Here is a 15,560-nt window from a genome sequence, read left to right on the forward strand (position 1 = left end):
CGAAATCAAGGAGGAGGCCGCAGGCCGGGGGACATTCGCGGAGGGAAGTACCCGGTGGCCTGTGCACGCGCCCTGAAAAAGAGCGCCTAGTTACGGCGCAACGATCGCGCCTTCGATGCGATGGCGTTTCAACGCATCGGCCACAAAGCCCGAAGCCTTCATCTCTTCGACAAAGGAAGAGAGCAGCGCCTGCGCCTCGGCCCCCCGGCTGGCCGGCGTCCCCATCGCCTGCTGGATCACCATGAAGTGCCCCGGCAGCACACGCACCCCCGGTGCGCGGGCCGCTTCGCCTTCGAGCAGTTGGCGAATGCCCGCCGCCACCTCGACCTGGCCCGCGCGCAATGCAGCGAGCGCAGGCCCCGCGCCCTGAAGGCGCACGATCTCGGCCGCCTTGATCTCGCGCGTGAGGAACAGGTCGTAGGCGCTCCCGGAGCCGACCGAGATGCGGCGGCCTGCAGCATCGACCTGCGCGTTGTCGGTCAGCGCAGAGGATTCGGGCACGAGGTAGCTGCCCTCGATCAGCACATAAGGCGCCGTGAAGCGCAGCCCTTCGCTGCGCGCCGGATCGACTGCGAAGAAACCGATGTCGGCCTTCTCGTTCTTCACCGCGTCCACCGAGGCCGCGGCCTTCTCGAACACCACCAGTTCGATGCCCACGCCAAGGCGCCGCGCGAACTCGCGGGCCAGGTCGATCGACACGCCGACCGGCTCGCCCGTGGTGGCGTCCTTGTTGGCCAGGATCGGGTTGCCGAGGTTGATCGAGGCGCGCAGCGTGCCGCTGGGCGCAAAGGCGGTCACGAGGGCGGAAGAGGGCGATGTGGTCATGGCGTCCGTTCGTCGGAAAGAGGAAGGAGGGGATGAAGGCCGCCAGTTTACGGGCCGTGAAGCCGCAGTTCAGCGCGCGGACATGGGCTCCAGCCCCGTCTTCGCGATCGTCGGCGCCGCGGCCGGCGCGTTGAGGTAGCGGATCAGCTGGCGCGCCGCCTCGGGCTGCTTCGAGGCCGTGGCCACGCCGGCCGAGAACACCGTCACGCGCTGCACTTCGGCGGGCAGCGGGCCGATGTAGTCGATGCCCTCGATGGGCAGCAGCTCGCTCACCTGCTGCAGGCCGAGGGCCGCGTCGCCGCGCGCCACCACCGTGCCCACGCGCTCGCTCAGGATGCGCTTGCTCTTGGGCTTGACCTGGTCCTCGATGCCCAGCGTCTTGAGCAGCTCGGTCTCGTAGTAGGTGCCGCTCGCGCTCGCCGAATAGGCGATCGACGGCGCCGCGAGCAGCGTGCGCTTGAGCGCGTCGACCGTGCCGATGTCCGGCTTGGGCGCGCCCTTGCGCACCGCGAAACCGATCGACGAACGCACCAGGTCGACCTGGCTGCCCGCCACCACCTTGCCCTGCGCCACCAGCGCATCGAGCGCGGGGCGCGCCAGGATCACCACGTCGGCGGGCTCGTTGCGCCCCAGGCGGCTGGGAATCGAATCGCTGGCGTTGCCCATCGACGCGCCGTAGGCCGTCTTCACGCTGCGCCCGGTGCTGCGCTCGAAGCCGGGGCGCAGCTCGTTGTAGGCGGCGGTGAAGCCGCCGGAGGTCATGACGTGGATGTCGCCCGTGGCGGCGGGTGGGGTGCTGACGCAACCAGCGAGCGCGAAGGAGGCGGCCAGCGCCAGGGCGGCGCGGCGGGTCAGGGCGGAACGGGGGAAGGCGAAGGCTGTCACGGCGTGTGTCTCCTGAAGATCGTGCCGTGCCATCGTAGGGGCCGAGGCTGTCAATCGGCCTTCAGGAAATTCGGGGTTACTACTAGCGCGAGGGCTTGGGCGGGTCCGCGTCCTTGGCGGGCGCAGCCGCCGCCGGCAGCCGCCCCCGCTTCGCCAGCCCTTCGCGCAGCAGGAACTCGACCTGCGCGTTCGCGCTGCGCAGCTCCTGGGCCGCCAGCCGCTCGATCTCGGCCCACAGGGCCGGATCGATGCGCAGCGGATAGGACTTCTTACCGGGACTGGCCATCAGGGAACAACGAGGTGGCGGCGGTGAGCGGGGGCCGTGGATGCATCAGGTGTAGAGCGTGCCCGTGTTGACCACGGGCTGGGTTTCGCGGTCCGAGCACAGTACCACCAGCAGGTTCGACACCATCGAGGCCTTGCGCTCGTCGTCGAGCACGACGAGGTTGCGCTCCGACAGCCCCTTGAGGGCGGCCTCGACCATGCCCACCGCGCCCGCCACGATCTGGTGCCGCGCGCTCACGATGGCCACCGCCTGCTGGCGCCGCAGCATCACCTGGGCGATCTCGGGCGCATAGGCCAGGTGGGTGAGCTTGGCATCGAGCACCTCGACGCCGGCGCTGGCAAAGCGCTGGTTCAGCTCGGCCTTGAGGGCGTCGGCCACCACGTCCAGGCCGGCGCGCAGCGTGACCTCGTCGCTTTGCAGGTCGTCGCCGCTGTCGTAGGCGTAGAGCGTGGCCAGGTGGCGGATGGCGGCTTCGGACTGGATGGCGACGAACTTGTTGTAGTCGTCGATCTCGAACACGGCCTGCGCCGTGTCGTGCACGCGCCAGACCACGGCCGCGCCGATCTCCACCGGGTTGCCGCGCTTGTCGTTCACCTTCAGCGGCGGCGTGTTCAGGTTGCGCGCGCGCAGTGAGATCTTCTGGCCGGCCTGGAACGGGTTGGTCCAGCGCAGGCCCTCGGTGCGGTCGGTGCCCTGGTACTCGCCGAACAGCGTGAGGATGATGCCCTCGTTCGGCTGCAGCATGTACAGCCCCGGCAGCAGCGCCACGCCCGCGACGATCAGCAAGACGTTCATGGGCAGCGGCATCATCCGCTGCACGAGGGCCCAGGCGCCGAGCCCGATCAGCACCAGCGACACGGCCACGAGGCCGTAGCCGTTGACGGACCGGTAGGGGCGCTCCTTGCGGACCTTGCGCGGTGGGGTGGGGGTCGTGTCTTGCATGGGGCCTCCGTTAAAAGTGATATCACTTTAATATCTTTTCGGAGGCCGTCAAGCGGTTTTCGAGCCCGGGCAGGGCCGGGCCGATGCACCCGCGGGCGATCAGGCAATCAGGCGATGAGGTCGAAGCAGCAGCCCGCGTAGTAAGGCTTGTCGCCGCCATCGACGAAGGGCACCTCGATCGGCTTGCCCTCGTTGCGCCACACGTCGCGCTTGCGGTAGCCGGCGCGTGCCAGGTCGGCCAGCAGCTCGTCGTGGTGCTGGATGCGGTAGGCGCACACGGCCACGCCGATGCTGTTGAGCGTGTAGATCGTGCGCTCGGGGTGCACGGCCGTGGTGTTCATGACGATGCGCCGGGGCTTCACGGCGAGCGCGGAAAGAATCGCGTCCATGCGCACCGGCAGGTACTGCAGGCTGCCCGACACGTACAGCACGTCGCAGCCGCTCGCGTCGCGGTAGTCGGTGGTGAAGCCGAGCTGCGCGGTCGCCTCGCGCTTGACGGCCATCGCGCGGCCGCTCTCGACCACGCCGGGCACGTCGCACACCGTCCAGCTCAGGGTGTCGGGGTAGCTCAGCACGCGCCGGAAGGCGTAGTACTTGATGCCGACGTGCCCGCCCAGGTCGAACACGCGCGTCAGGCCCGCGTCGATGGAGCGGCCGAGCCAGAAGAGGCCAGGGTAGTCGTAGAAATAGATCTGCGGGCTGTAGAGCTCGCCCGCGTCGGCATTGGCGTAGCCGACGGCCTTGGAGGGCGGCGCGCCGGCCTCGGCCGCCTCGAAGCTCTCGAACGACCCCATGAAGAGGTTCTCGTCCGTGTTGTTCAGGAACTTGCGCCGGTAGGCGCTTTCGCGGGGCGGGAAGGTCAGCAGGCTTGAAAGCATCTCTCTCTCCTGTGGCTTTCGCATTCTGAGCGCAACCGGCGCCTTTGGGGGGCGATAGCCCAGTGCCGCGGGGGCGGTTACCCCGTGGGGCTTTACATGCCGCTCGCCAGTGCCGCAGCCGCCGCGCGGGTCTCCACGCCCAGCTTCTCGAAGATGTGCTCCAGGTGCTTGTTCACCGTGCGCGGGCTGGTGCCCAGGATCTCGCCGATGTCACGGTTGGTCTTGCCCTTGGCGAGCCAGGACAGCACCTCGGTCTCGCGCGGCGTGAGGGCCGCGTCGGCCAGGCGCGCGGCCGGGCCTTCGCGCTGGATGGCGAACAGCAGCATGGTCTCGCCCAGCGCCGCCGCGCCCAGGTTGCGCACCGACAGGCGCATGCCCGTGGCGGTGCCGATGGCGATCGACGCGCCCGGCGCCAGCGCAGGCTCCACCGACGCGGGCAGGCGCCCCGGCGCCACCGGGTCTTCGAGCGCATGCAGCCACAGCGCAGCCTGCGGCGAGCGCCAGGCGATGCGCCCGCGCGTGTCGACGAACACCACGCCCATGCCCGCCACGTCGACCGCGTCGCGCGCCATGCGCGTGATGCGGGCGTTGCGCGTGTGGGTGTGCAGCCGCGCCAGCACCTCCTGCGCGCGGATCGGCTTCACCACGTAGTCGACGCCGCCGCACTCGAAGCCCTCGACCACGTGCGCGGTTTCCGACAGGCCCGTCATGAACAGCACCGGGATGTGCGCCAGCGCCGCGTTGGCCTTGATGCGCCGGCAGGTCTCGAAGCCCGAGAGGCCGGGCATCAGGCCGTCGAGCAGGATCGCGTCGGGCACCACCAGCTCGAGCCGCTGCAGCGCGGCCTCGCCGTCGGCCGCCACCAGCACGGTGTAGCCGCTGGCCTCGAGCGTGTCGCACAGCATGCCCAGGCTGCTGGGGGCGTCGTCCACCACCAGCACGACGGGGCGTTCGGATTCATGACCGGGCAAGGGGAGTGTCTGCATCTTCTGCCAGTGCGTTGCGGAGGTTGTCGAGTTCGAAGCGCGCGACCATGCCGCGCAGCCAGGTGCAGGTGGCCGCCGCCGCGGGCGAGGCCGCGGCCAGCCGGTCGAGCGCGGTGTGCAGGCCACGCACGTGGCCCATCTGCACCAGGCGCATGAGGTCGGCGCGGTCGTCTTCGCCGAGCGCGAGCAGGGGCGGGCGCACCGGGTTCGCGTCGGGGTCGGCGGGCGGCGGCAGGGCGTCGCCGGTCGCCAGCCATTCGAGGCCCAGGTGCCGCTCCAGCGTGGCGATGAGTTCCGATTCGATCACCGGCTTGCCCACGAAGGCCTGGCAGCCCGCGGCGCGCAACCGGTCGGCCTGGTTCTCGAACATGTTGGCCGAGACGATGATGATCGGCAGCTCGGCAAAGCCCGAGGCCCGCACCGAGCGCGCGGTCTGCCAGCCGTCCATGTCGTCCATCGTCAGGTCCAGCAGGATGGCCGAGGGCAGCTCTTCGCGCAGGCTGTCCAGGCACTCGGTGCCGCTGGCCGCCTCGCGCACCGTGAAGCCCAGCGGCGCGAGCATGCCGGCAAGCATCTGGCGCTGCACCGGCTGGTCGTCCACCACCAGCAGCGTGCGGCGTTCGCCCAGGTAGCCCGACACCGGCTCGCGTGAGCCCGCCTGCGGGCCGGGGTCAGCCACCTCACGCAGGTACACGCGCACGCTGAAGGTGCTGCCCGCCGACGAGGTCGACGCCAGCTTGAGCTCGCCGCCCATGAGCGAGGTGAGCAGCCCGGTGATGGTCAGGCCCAGCCCCGTGCCCGGCTCGCCACGCCGGCGGCCCGCGGCGCCGCGCTCGAAGGGCAGGAAGATGCGCTGGCGGTCCTGCGGCGCCACGCCGATGCCGGTGTCGACCACGTCGAAGCGCAGCACCTCGCGCCGCGCGTCGACGTGCAGCGTGACGGTGCCGCTGTCGGTGAAGCGCACGGCGTTGGTCAGCAGGTTGATGAGAATCTGGCGTAGCCACTTCACGTCGGCATGCACCCACGGCGGCAGGCGGCCCGCATGCGTGTAGACGAACGCCAGGCCCTTGGCCTCGGCCTGCGGCCGCACCATCTGCACCACCTGGTCGAGAAAGGCCGGCAGCGCCAGCGGCGAGGGCTCCAGCTGCAGCCGGCCGGCCTCGATGCGCGCCAGGTCGAGCAGCCCGTCGATGAGGCCCAGCATGTGCTCGCCGCTGCGGTGGATGGTCTGCACCGCCTCGCGCGGCGGCAGGGCCGCGTCGCCGCCCTTGAGCAGGATCTGCGAGTAGCCCAGGATGCTGTTGAGCGGCGTGCGCAGCTCGTGCGTCATGCCGGCCACGTAGCGGGTCTTGGCCTGGTTGGCGGCCTCGGCGGCTTCCTTGGCGGTCTGCAGCGCGGCGTCGGTGCGGCGGTGCGCTTCGATCTCCAGGGCCAGCAGGTTGTTGTGGCGGTTCGATTCTTCCTGCGCCATCTGCCGGCTCTCGCTGCCCAGCACCACCCACCACGCGGCCACGGCGGCGATCACCGAGAGCAGCGCGAACACTTTGAGAAAGGCCGTCGCCATCGCCGAATCGATGGTGCCCGCGATGGCCTCCTGCGCGTAGACCACGCCCACCACCGTGGCCAGCAACGCGATGAGCGAGGTGGCGACCAGCAGGTAGTGCGCGACGCGGAAGTTCAGCCGCGCCGACAGCGCGGGCGGCAGCAGCGCCTGCAGCCAGCCGCTCATCTGCTCGGCGGCGCGCGAGTCGGTCTTGCAGCGGTCGTGGCAGCGCGATTCGAGCGTGCAGCACAGCGAGCAGATCGGTGCGCTGTAGGCCGGGCAATGCGCCATGTCTTCCGACTCGAAGCTGTTGTCGCACACCGAGCACTTCACGCTCTGGCCCGGCGTCCAGCGGTCGATGTCGGTGCGCGCCAGGTAGTAGCGACCGCGCGTCCGCCACGCCAGCAGGGGTGACACGGCCATGGCCGTGGCCAGCGCGATGAAGGGCGAGAAGGCCCGTGCCCACTGGCCGAGTGCGCCCGAGTAGGCCAGCATCGCGAGCGCCGCCGCCACCAGCATCGCGACCAGGCCCACGGGGTTGATGTCGTACAGGTGCGCGCGCTTGAACTCGATGGTCTTCGGGCTCCAGCCCAGCGGCTTGTTGATGACCAGGTCGGCCACCAGCGCGCCGACCCAGGCGATGGCGATGTTGCTGTAGAAGCCCAGCACGTGCTCCAGCGCGGCGAACACGCCCAGCGCCATCAGCAGGATCGCGATGGCCACGTTGAACACCAGCCACACCACGCGCCCCGGGTGGCTGTGCGTGAGGCGCGCAAAGAAGTTCGACCACGCGAGCGACCCCGCATAGGCGTTGGTCAGGTTGATCTTCATCTGCGACACGACCACGAACAGCACCGTGATGCCCAGCACCCACGCCGGGTCGCGCAGCACGTACGAGAAGCCCGTGAGGTACATCTGCGTGGGCTCGATCGCGTGGTTGGCCGGAATCTCGTGCTGCAACGCCAGGAAGGCCAGGAACGCGCCGCCCATCATCTTCAGCATGCCCGGCACGATCCAGCCCGGCCCCGCGACCAGCACCGCCGTCCACCAGCGACCGCGGTTGGCGGCGGTCTTCTCGGGCAGGAAGCGCAGGTAGTCGACCTGCTCGCCGATCTGCACCACGAGCGAGAAAGCCACGGTGGCGGCAGCGCCGAACATCAGCGGATCGAAGCCGCTGCTGTCCGAAGTGCGGCCCACGAGGCCGGTGAAGTCGGCGTACAGCTCGGGCTTCTTCACCATCACCGCGATGAAGGGACAGACGAACAGCACGATCCAGATCGGCTGTGTCCACAGCTGCAGCCCCGAGATCAGCGTGATGCCGCGCGCCACCAGCGGAATGATCACGATCGACGACACCAGGTACAGCAGCCACAGCGGCCAGTCGAGGTACATCTGCAGCGCCAGCGCGAGGATGGCCGCTTCGAGCGCGAAGAAGATGAAAGTGAAGCTCGCGTAGATCAGCGAGGTGAGCGTGGAGCCCAGGTAGCCGAAGCCCGCGCCGCGCGTGAGCAGGTCCATGTCCACGCCGTGCCGCGCCGCGTAGTACGAAATGGGCAGGCCCGTGAGGAAGGTGATGAGCCCCACCACCAGGATCGCCCACAGCGCGTTCGAGAAGCCGTAGCTCAGCGCGATCGCGCCGCCGATGGCTTCCAGCGCCAGGAACGAGGTGGCGCCGAAGGCCGCGTTGGCCACGCGGAACTCCGACCACTTGCGAAAGCTGCGCGGCGTGTAGCGCAGCGCGTAGTCCTCCAGCGTTTCGTTCGCGACCCAGGCGTTGTAGTCGCGGCGGATGCGAAAGATCTTCTGTCCGGAGACGGATGTCATGGCGGGTTCTCGCGGCGGCGGCAACGGTGGCATGCGGCAGGTACAGCAAGAAGCGCTCCCTGCTGTCCCGTGCCTTGTCTGCTCGCGAGTCTGCGGCCCGGGCGGGGGCGCATCGCTACGTTGAATGACGTATTCGCGCAGAGGCAAGTGATTTCTAAAGTACCAGCCATGGTGCTCGCAGCACCGTCCGATGCACTGCGATGGTGCGCGGCTCACTCTTCTTTCAACCTGCCTGGAGTTCCTGATGTCGCGTGATTCCGATCCTTCTTCCCTCGATGCCATGGCCCTGCGCCGCCGCCGCCTGCTGCAGGGCGCCGCCGCGCTGCCCGTGATGGGGCTGAGCGGCCTGAGCTTCGGCCAGGGTCAGTTCCCCACGGCCAAGGTCAACACCACCAAGCTCGCGGTGACCGACACCGAAGTCACGGTGGGCCAGCTGCATTCGTCCACCGGCACCATGGCCATTTCGGAGACCGGCTCCATCCAGGCCGAGCAGCTCGCCATCGACCAGATCAACGCGATGGGCGGCATCCTGGGCCGCAAGATCAAGGTCATCAAGGAAGACGGCGCCTCCGACTGGCCCACCTTCGCCGAGAAGTCGAAGAAGCTGCTGGTCAACGACAAGGTCGCGGCCGTGTTCGGCTGCTGGACCAGCGCCTCGCGCAAGGCTGTGCTGCCGGTGTTCGAAAAAGAGAACGGCCTCCTGTACTACCCGACCTTCTACGAAGGCCTGGAGCAGAGCAAGAACGTGATCTACACGGGCCAGGAGGCCACGCAGCAGATCATCTGGGGCCTCGATTGGGGCGCGAAGGAGAAGAAGGCCAAGACCTTCTTCCTCGTCGGTTCCGATTACATCTGGCCGCGCACCTCGATGAAGATCGCGCGCAAGCACATCGAGAACTTCCAGAAGGGTTCGGTCAAGGGCGAGGAGTACTACCCGCTGGGCCACACCAACTTCAACTCGCTGATCAACAAGATCAAGGTGGCCAAGCCCGACTGCATCTTCGCGGCCGTGGTGGGCGGCTCGAACGTGGCGTTCTACAAGCAGCTCAAGGCCGCGGGCATCACTGGCGACAAGCAGTTCCTGCTGACGCTGGCCGTGACCGAGGACGAAATGACCGGCGTGGGCGGCGAGAACTTCGCGGGCTTCTATTCGTCGATGAAGTACTTCCAGTCGCTGGACAACGAGAACAACAAGAAGTTCGTGGCCGCCTTCAAGGCCAAGTACGGCAAGGACGCGGTGATCGGCGACGTGACGCAGGCCGGCTACCTCGGCCCGTGGCTGTGGAAGGCCGCGGTGGAGAAGGCGGGCAGCTTCGACATCGACAAGGTGGTGGCGGCGTCGCCGGGCATCGAGCTGAAGACGGCGCCGGAGGGCTACGTGAAGCTGGATGCGAACCATCACTTGTGGAGCAAGGCGCGCATCGGGCAGGGGCAGCTCGATGGCAGCTTCAAGGTCGTTGCGGAATCGGGCGAGCTCATCAAGCCCGATCCGTTCCCCAAGGGCTACCAGTAAGTAGGCCGCAGGCCCTCACCCCAACCCTCTCCCGCGTGCGGGAGAGGGCGCCAATACCCACACTCCGGAACTTCCGCCATGACGCTGTCGGACATGATGAACATCGGCCTGATGCAGGGCTTCGCGGGGCTGAGCCTCTTCGCGGTGCTGCTGCTCATGGGCCTCGGGCTCGCGATCATCTTCGGGCAGATGGGCGTGATCAACATGGCGCATGGCGAGTTCATGACCATCGGCGCCTACTCGATCTTCCTGGCCGCGCAGGTGACCGAGCGCATGGCGCCCTCGCTCATGCCGTACTACTTTCCGATCGCGATCGGGCTGGCCTTCGTGTTCGCCTTCATCGCGGGCTGGCTCGTGGAGTGGGCGCTGATCCGCCACCTGTACAAGCGCCCGCTCGACACGCTGCTCGCCACCTGGGGCGTGAGCCTGGGCCTGCAGCAGATCTTTCGCACCTTCATCGGCCCGAAGGAGGTGAGCCCCACGCTGCCCGAGTGGCTCATGGGCTCGTGGACGCCGCACGAGGGCCTGGACATTCCGATCAACGGCCTGTTCGTGCTGGCGCTCACCGCGCTGGTCACGGGCGGCGTGCTCATCGCCTTGCACAAGAGCCGCTGGGGCCTGCGGGTGCGCGCCACCGTGGCCAACCGCACCATGGCCAACGCCACCGGCATCGACACCCAGAAGACCGACCGCCTCACCTTCGCCATCGGCTGCGGCATTGCCGGCGTGGCGGGCGCGGCCTTCACCACCATCGGCTCGACCGGGCCGACCTCGGGCTCGCTGTACATCGTCGACGCCTTCCTGGTCGTCACCTTCGGCGGCGCGGCCAGCCTGCTGGGCACGGTGGTCTCGGCCTTCGGCATTGCGCAGACCCAGTCGATCTCGGAGTTCTTCATGACCGGCTCGATGGCCAAGGTGCTGACGCTGTCGCTGATCGTGCTGATTCTCATGATGCGACCGCAGGGACTGTTCGCAGTCAAGGTCCGCCGCTGAACCCGATTCCTGTTTTGGAGAACGTTCCGATGAATTTCATCAAGGCCTCGATCCTGCGCTACCAGCTCGGCAGCCTGCTGCTCCTGGTGCTGCTGCTGGCGGTCGTGCTGCCGCTCTCGCTCGACATCTTTCGCCTCAACCTCGTGGGCAAGTACCTCAGCTACGCCTTCGTGGCCGTGGGCCTCGTCATGGTGTGGGGCTACGGCGGCGTGCTGAGCCTGGGGCAGGGCGTGTTTTTCGGCATCGGCGGCTATGCGATGGCGATGTTCCTCAAGCTCGAAGCCTCCGACCCCGTCACCACCAAGATCCAGTCGACGCCCGGCATTCCGGACTTCATGGACTGGAACCAGATCACCGAGCTGCCCGCGCTGTGGCTGCCGTTCAAGAGCCTTCCGCTGAGCCTTGCGCTGGTGGTGCTGGCGCCGATGGCCCTGGCCTGGCTCGTGAGTTTCGCGATGTTCAAGCGGCGCGTGGGCGGCGTGTATTTCGCGATCATCACGCAGGCGGTTGCGCTGATCTGCACCGTGCTCATCATCGGCCAGCAGGGCTACACGGGCGGCGTGAACGGCATGACCGACCTGAAGACGATGCTGGGCTGGGACACGCGCACCGACGGCGCCAAGTACGTGCTGTATTACGTTTGCGTGGGCCTGCTGGTGGCAAGCATCCTGCTGTGCCGCTGGGTGCAGACCAGCAAGCTGGGCACGCTGCTGCTGGCCATGCGCGACAAGGAAGACCGCGTGCGCTTCTCGGGCTACGACGTGTCGAACTTCAAGGTCTTCACCTTCTGCCTGGCGGCCGGGCTCTCGGGCATCGGCGGCGCGATGTTCGCGCTGCAGGTGGGCTTCATGTCGCCGAGCTTCGTGGGCATCGTGCCCTCGATCGAGATGGTGATCTTCTGCGCCGTCGGCGGCCGCATGAGCCTGGTGGGCGCGGTGTACGGCGCGCTGCTGGTGAACGCGGGCAAGACGCTGTTCTCCGAGAGCTTTCCCGACCTGTGGCTGTTCCTGATGGCCGCGCTCTTCATCGGCGTGACCATGGCCTTCCCGATGGGCCTGGCGGGCCTGTGGGAAGACACGATCAAGCCGTGGTGGGCCTCGCGCCGCCAGGCCCTGCGCGACGCCGCGACGAAGCCGCCGCCCGCCGCCGTGTCGGCCCCTTCACCCGTCGCCACGCCGCAGGCCGAGCCCGTGCTGCCCGAAGGCATCGGCCGCCAGCGCGCCTGACCGACACCGGAGCCCCACCTCATGAGCAACACCGACTTCGCCCTCGCCGTGGAAGACCTCAGCGTCTCCTTCGACGGCTTCAAGGCCATCGACGACCTGACGCTGTACATCGACAAGAACGAGTTGCGCGTGATCATCGGCCCCAACGGCGCCGGCAAGACCACGCTGCTCGACCTGATCTGCGGCAAGACGCGCGCCAGCGCCGGCAGCATCAAGTTCAAGAACACCGAGCTCACGAAGATGGCCGAGCACAAGCGCGTGCGGCTGGGCATCGGGCGCAAGTTCCAGACGCCGTCGATCTACGAGAACCTCAGCGTGTTCCAGAACCTGGAGGTGTCGTTTCCGAAGGGCCGCTCGGTGTTCGGCGCGCTGGCCTTCCAGTGCGACGACGAGGTCAAGGGCAAGGTGCAGGCGATCGCCACGGAGATCGGCCTGGCCGACAAGCTCGGCACAGAAGCCGGCCTCCTGAGCCACGGCCAGAAGCAGTGGCTCGAGATCGGCATGCTGCTGATGCAGGAGCCCGAGCTGCTGATGCTCGACGAGCCCATTGCCGGCATGAGCGCGCGCGAACGCGAGCTCACGGCCGACCTGCTCCAGCGCATCTGCCGCAACCGCGCCGTGATCGTCATCGAGCACGACATGGCCTTCGTGAAGCAGATCGCGCACAAGGTCACCGTGATGCACCAGGGAAAGATCCTGGCCGAAGGGCCGATGGAGAAGGTGCAGGCCGACCCGAAGGTCATCGACGTTTATCTGGGCCACTGAACCATGAGCACCATCATGCTGAAGGTCGACGACCTGCACACCGCCTACGGCCAGAGCGAGGCGCTGCACGGCATCTCGTTCGTGGGCCATGCCAACGAAACCATCGCCATCATGGGCCGCAACGGCATGGGCAAGACCACGCTGTTCAAGAGCCTCATGGGCGTGCTGCCGATCAAGAGCGGACGCATCGAAGTGGCGGGGCAGGACGTGTCGCGCGACGAGAGCTTTCGCCGCGTGGCCAAGGGCATCGCGTACGTGCCGCAGGGCCGGATGATCTTCCCGACGCTGACGGTGGAAGAGAACATCCAGACCGGCCTGGAGAACTCGAAGACCCGGCGCATCCCCGAAGAGATCTACGCGCTGTTCCCCGTGCTGTGGGACATGAAGAGCCGCAAGGGCGGCAACCTCTCGGGCGGCCAGCAGCAGCAGCTGGCGATTGCACGCGCGCTCGTCACCGACCCGAAGGTGCTGCTGCTCGACGAGCCTACCGAAGGCATCCAGCCTTCGATCATCAAGGACATCGCCAAGGCGCTCAACGAGATCCGCAAGCTGCGCGGCATCACCATCGTCGTGTCCGAGCAGGTGCTGAGCTTCGCGATGGACGTGGCCGACCGGCTGTTCGTCATCGAAGGCGGCCGGCTCGTGCACGAGACCGCGCGCGACAAGACCGATGTGGAACACATCAAAGCCTATCTCTCTGTCTAACCACAACCCCAGGAGCCACTGCACATGACGGACACGCTGATCAAGGTCGACCTGACCAAGCCGCCTACGGAGAACGAGAACATCCACAACCGCTGGCACCCGGACATTCCGATGGCCTGCTGGGTCAACCCGGGCGACGACTTCATCCTGGAGACCTTCGACTGGACCGGCGGCTTCATCAAGAACAACGACAGCGCCGACGACGTGCGCGACATCGACCTGAGCACGGTGCACTACCTCTCGGGCCCGGTGGGCGTGAAGGGCGCGGAGCCCGGCGACCTGCTGGTGGTCGACCTGCTCGACATCGGCGCCAAGCAGGACAGCCTGTGGGGCTTCAACGGCTTCTTCTCGAAGAAGAACGGCGGCGGCTTCCTGACTGATCACTTTCCTGAAGCGCAGAAATCGATCTGGGACTTCAAGGGCATGTTCACGAGCTCGCGCCACATTCCGGGCGTGAACTTCGCGGGCCTGATCCACCCCGGCCTCATCGGCTGCCTGCCCGACAAGCCCATGCTCGACATGTGGAACGAGCGCGAAGGCAAGCTCATCGCCACCGACCCGGATCGCGTGCCCGGCCTGGCCAACCCGCCGTTCGCCGGCACCGCCCACATGGGCAAGATGACGGGCGAGGCGAGGGCGAAGGCCGCCGCCGAGGGCGCGCGCACCGTGCCGCCGCGCGAGCACGGCGGCAACTGCGACATCAAGGACCTGTCGCGCGGCTCGAAGGTGTTCTTCCCCGTGTACGTCGACGGCGCGGGCCTGAGCGTGGGCGACCTGCACTTCAGCCAGGGCGACGGCGAGATCACCTTCTGCGGCGCCATCGAGATGGCCGGCTGGGTGCACATGAAGGTCACGCTCATCAAGGGCGGCATGGCGAAGTACGGCATCAAGAACCCGATCTTCAAGCCCAGCCCGATCACGCCGCAGTACAACGACTACCTGATCTTCGAAGGCATCTCGGTCGACGAGAGCGGCAAGCAGCACTACCTGGACGTGAACGTGGCCTACCGCCAGGCCTGCCTGAATGCCATCGAGTACCTGAAGAAGTTCGGCTACTCGGGCGCGCAGGCCTATTCGATTTTGGGCACCGCGCCCGTGCAGGGCCACATCAGCGGCGTGGTCGACGTGCCCAACTCGTGCGCCACGCTGTGGCTGCCCACGGGCATCTTCGACTTCGACATCAACCCGAACGCCTCGGGGCCGGTGAAGTTCATCGACGGCAGCATCGACATGCCGCTGTCGCACGACCTGCGCTGACGCCATGCCGACCTACGACTACGCCTGCGGGCAGTGCGGCGGCTTCGAATCGCTGCGGCCTTCGGGCCAGCGCGACGAGCCCGCCGCCTGCCCCGATTGCGGCAGCGCCTCGCCGCGCGTGTTCACGGCCGCGCCGCGCCTGGCGCTGATGGCCGCCGACACGCGCCACGCGATGGCCACCAACGAACGCGCGCGGCACGAGCCGTCGAGCTCGCGCGACTACGCGCGGCTGCGCCATCCCTCGGGCTGCGGTTGCTGCTCGGGATCGTCGCGGCGCAGTGCCACGCAGACCGCGCCGAACGGTGCGAAATCGGCCCCGTCGCGGCGGCCCTGGATGATCTCGCACTGAGGTTCGGCGTGCATTCCTTGCATGCGCGAGGCGCATGCAAGGAATGCCGGCAGCGAGAACTTTCTCGTGCGTTCCCTCGGGAGGAGAGGGGGTAGGCCGCCGCATCGCATGCGCGGGCGGTGCGCGATTGTTTCAATCCCGTGAACGCCGCGATTCCTTTTGCTGCCGTTTTTTGGGGCGCTTCAGGCTCAAACTTCATCCCATCGACACACCACCTGAAGGAGATTGAAATGAATGCCTCGAAGACCCTCGCCGCCGTTGCGCTCTCGCTCCTGGCTGTTGCCGGTGCCCACGCCGAAACCTATGACGGCGTGCACACCGTGAACTCGACCCTCTCGCGTTCGGAAGTCGCGTCGCAAGCCGTGGCCGCCGCCCGCGCCGGCAACGAGTACAGCGACGGCGCCACCGCCGGCGCACAGACCTTCACCTCGACCGCCGACCGCTCGACGATCCGCGCTGAAGCCGTCGCCAAGGCCCACGACCCGCTCGCCAGCCTCGACCGCCGCGCGTTCTACCGCGACGAAGTGCCGGCTGCGTACAAGAAGCCCAGCGTGTCGTTCACGCGCCAGGCTGGCCTGTAATT

15 protein-coding genes are annotated in these 15,560 nt (G+C 67.7%); 8 read left to right on the plus strand and 7 right to left on the minus strand.

Annotation, left to right across the window (positions count from 1 at the left end; all coding sequences use genetic code 11):
• Positions 1-90: 90 nt before the first annotated feature.
• The 7 genes from AC1RL8_RS00005 to AC1RL8_RS00035 form a co-directional block, all read right to left on the minus strand.
• The gene (locus tag AC1RL8_RS00005; RefSeq protein WP_492685443.1) at positions 91-825 is read right to left on the minus strand and encodes a transporter substrate-binding domain-containing protein; all 735 of its coding nucleotides are present in this window, start codon (positions 823-825) and stop codon (positions 91-93) included.
• A gap of 69 nt (positions 826-894) precedes the next feature.
• Positions 895-1,743 carry a substrate-binding domain-containing protein gene (locus AC1RL8_RS00010; protein WP_095744989.1) on the minus strand — a complete coding sequence of 283 codons (849 nt, stop codon included), beginning with the start codon at positions 1,741-1,743 and terminating at the stop codon, positions 895-897.
• 49 nt (positions 1,744-1,792) lie between these two features.
• Positions 1,793-1,996 (minus strand): type II toxin-antitoxin system antitoxin, encoded by a 204-nt coding sequence (locus tag AC1RL8_RS00015; RefSeq protein ID WP_062474617.1) that lies wholly within the window; start codon positions 1,994-1,996, stop codon positions 1,793-1,795.
• A gap of 45 nt (positions 1,997-2,041) precedes the next feature.
• Complete coding sequence (locus AC1RL8_RS00020; protein ID WP_492685444.1) at positions 2,042-2,938, minus strand: SPFH domain-containing protein; 897 nt, start codon at positions 2,936-2,938, stop codon at positions 2,042-2,044.
• 107 nt (positions 2,939-3,045) lie between these two features.
• Complete coding sequence (locus tag AC1RL8_RS00025; RefSeq protein ID WP_492685445.1) at positions 3,046-3,816, minus strand: TIGR04325 family methyltransferase; 771 nt, start codon at positions 3,814-3,816, stop codon at positions 3,046-3,048.
• Between the two features lie 92 nt (positions 3,817-3,908).
• Complete coding sequence (locus AC1RL8_RS00030) at positions 3,909-4,802, minus strand: response regulator (protein ID WP_447743601.1); 894 nt, start codon at positions 4,800-4,802, stop codon at positions 3,909-3,911.
• Positions 4,774-8,169, minus strand: coding sequence for a hybrid sensor histidine kinase/response regulator (locus tag AC1RL8_RS00035; RefSeq protein WP_492685446.1), 3,396 nt, complete (start codon positions 8,167-8,169; stop codon positions 4,774-4,776). The genes AC1RL8_RS00030 and AC1RL8_RS00035 overlap by 29 nt, the downstream gene beginning before the upstream one ends.
• Before the next feature lie 244 nt (positions 8,170-8,413).
• On the opposite strand from AC1RL8_RS00035, the gene urtA reads away from it, so the two are divergent.
• From urtA to AC1RL8_RS00075, 8 genes are all read left to right on the plus strand, one after another.
• On the plus strand, positions 8,414-9,682 hold the full coding sequence (gene urtA, locus AC1RL8_RS00040) for an urea ABC transporter substrate-binding protein (RefSeq protein WP_390344418.1): 1,269 nt from the start codon (positions 8,414-8,416) through the stop codon (positions 9,680-9,682).
• Between the two features lie 78 nt (positions 9,683-9,760).
• A complete protein-coding gene (urtB, locus tag AC1RL8_RS00045) occupies positions 9,761-10,675 on the plus strand; it encodes an urea ABC transporter permease subunit UrtB (RefSeq protein WP_492685447.1) in 915 nt (304 codons plus the stop codon).
• A gap of 29 nt (positions 10,676-10,704) precedes the next feature.
• Positions 10,705-11,901 (plus strand): urea ABC transporter permease subunit UrtC, encoded by a 1,197-nt coding sequence (gene urtC / locus AC1RL8_RS00050; RefSeq protein WP_492685448.1) that lies wholly within the window; start codon positions 10,705-10,707, stop codon positions 11,899-11,901.
• Between the two features lie 21 nt (positions 11,902-11,922).
• Positions 11,923-12,666, plus strand: coding sequence for an urea ABC transporter ATP-binding protein UrtD (gene urtD, locus AC1RL8_RS00055; RefSeq protein WP_062478314.1), 744 nt, complete (start codon positions 11,923-11,925; stop codon positions 12,664-12,666).
• A gap of 15 nt (positions 12,667-12,681) precedes the next feature.
• Positions 12,682-13,371 carry an urea ABC transporter ATP-binding subunit UrtE gene (gene urtE, locus AC1RL8_RS00060; RefSeq protein ID WP_062478384.1) on the plus strand — a complete coding sequence of 230 codons (690 nt, stop codon included), beginning with the start codon at positions 12,682-12,684 and terminating at the stop codon, positions 13,369-13,371.
• A 24-nt stretch (positions 13,372-13,395) separates the two neighbouring features.
• The gene (gene fmdA / locus AC1RL8_RS00065; RefSeq protein WP_307693859.1) at positions 13,396-14,628 is read left to right on the plus strand and encodes a formamidase; all 1,233 of its coding nucleotides are present in this window, start codon (positions 13,396-13,398) and stop codon (positions 14,626-14,628) included.
• A 4-nt stretch (positions 14,629-14,632) separates the two neighbouring features.
• Entirely contained in the window at positions 14,633-14,977 is a 345-nt protein-coding gene (locus AC1RL8_RS00070) for a zinc ribbon domain-containing protein (protein ID WP_492685449.1), read from the plus strand.
• 230 nt (positions 14,978-15,207) lie between these two features.
• Positions 15,208-15,558 carry a hypothetical protein gene (locus AC1RL8_RS00075; protein ID WP_056582144.1) on the plus strand — a complete coding sequence of 117 codons (351 nt, stop codon included), beginning with the start codon at positions 15,208-15,210 and terminating at the stop codon, positions 15,556-15,558.
• Positions 15,559-15,560 lie beyond the last annotated feature (2 nt).

Source organism: Variovorax sp. GW822-FHT04E09 (genome assembly GCF_058800845.1).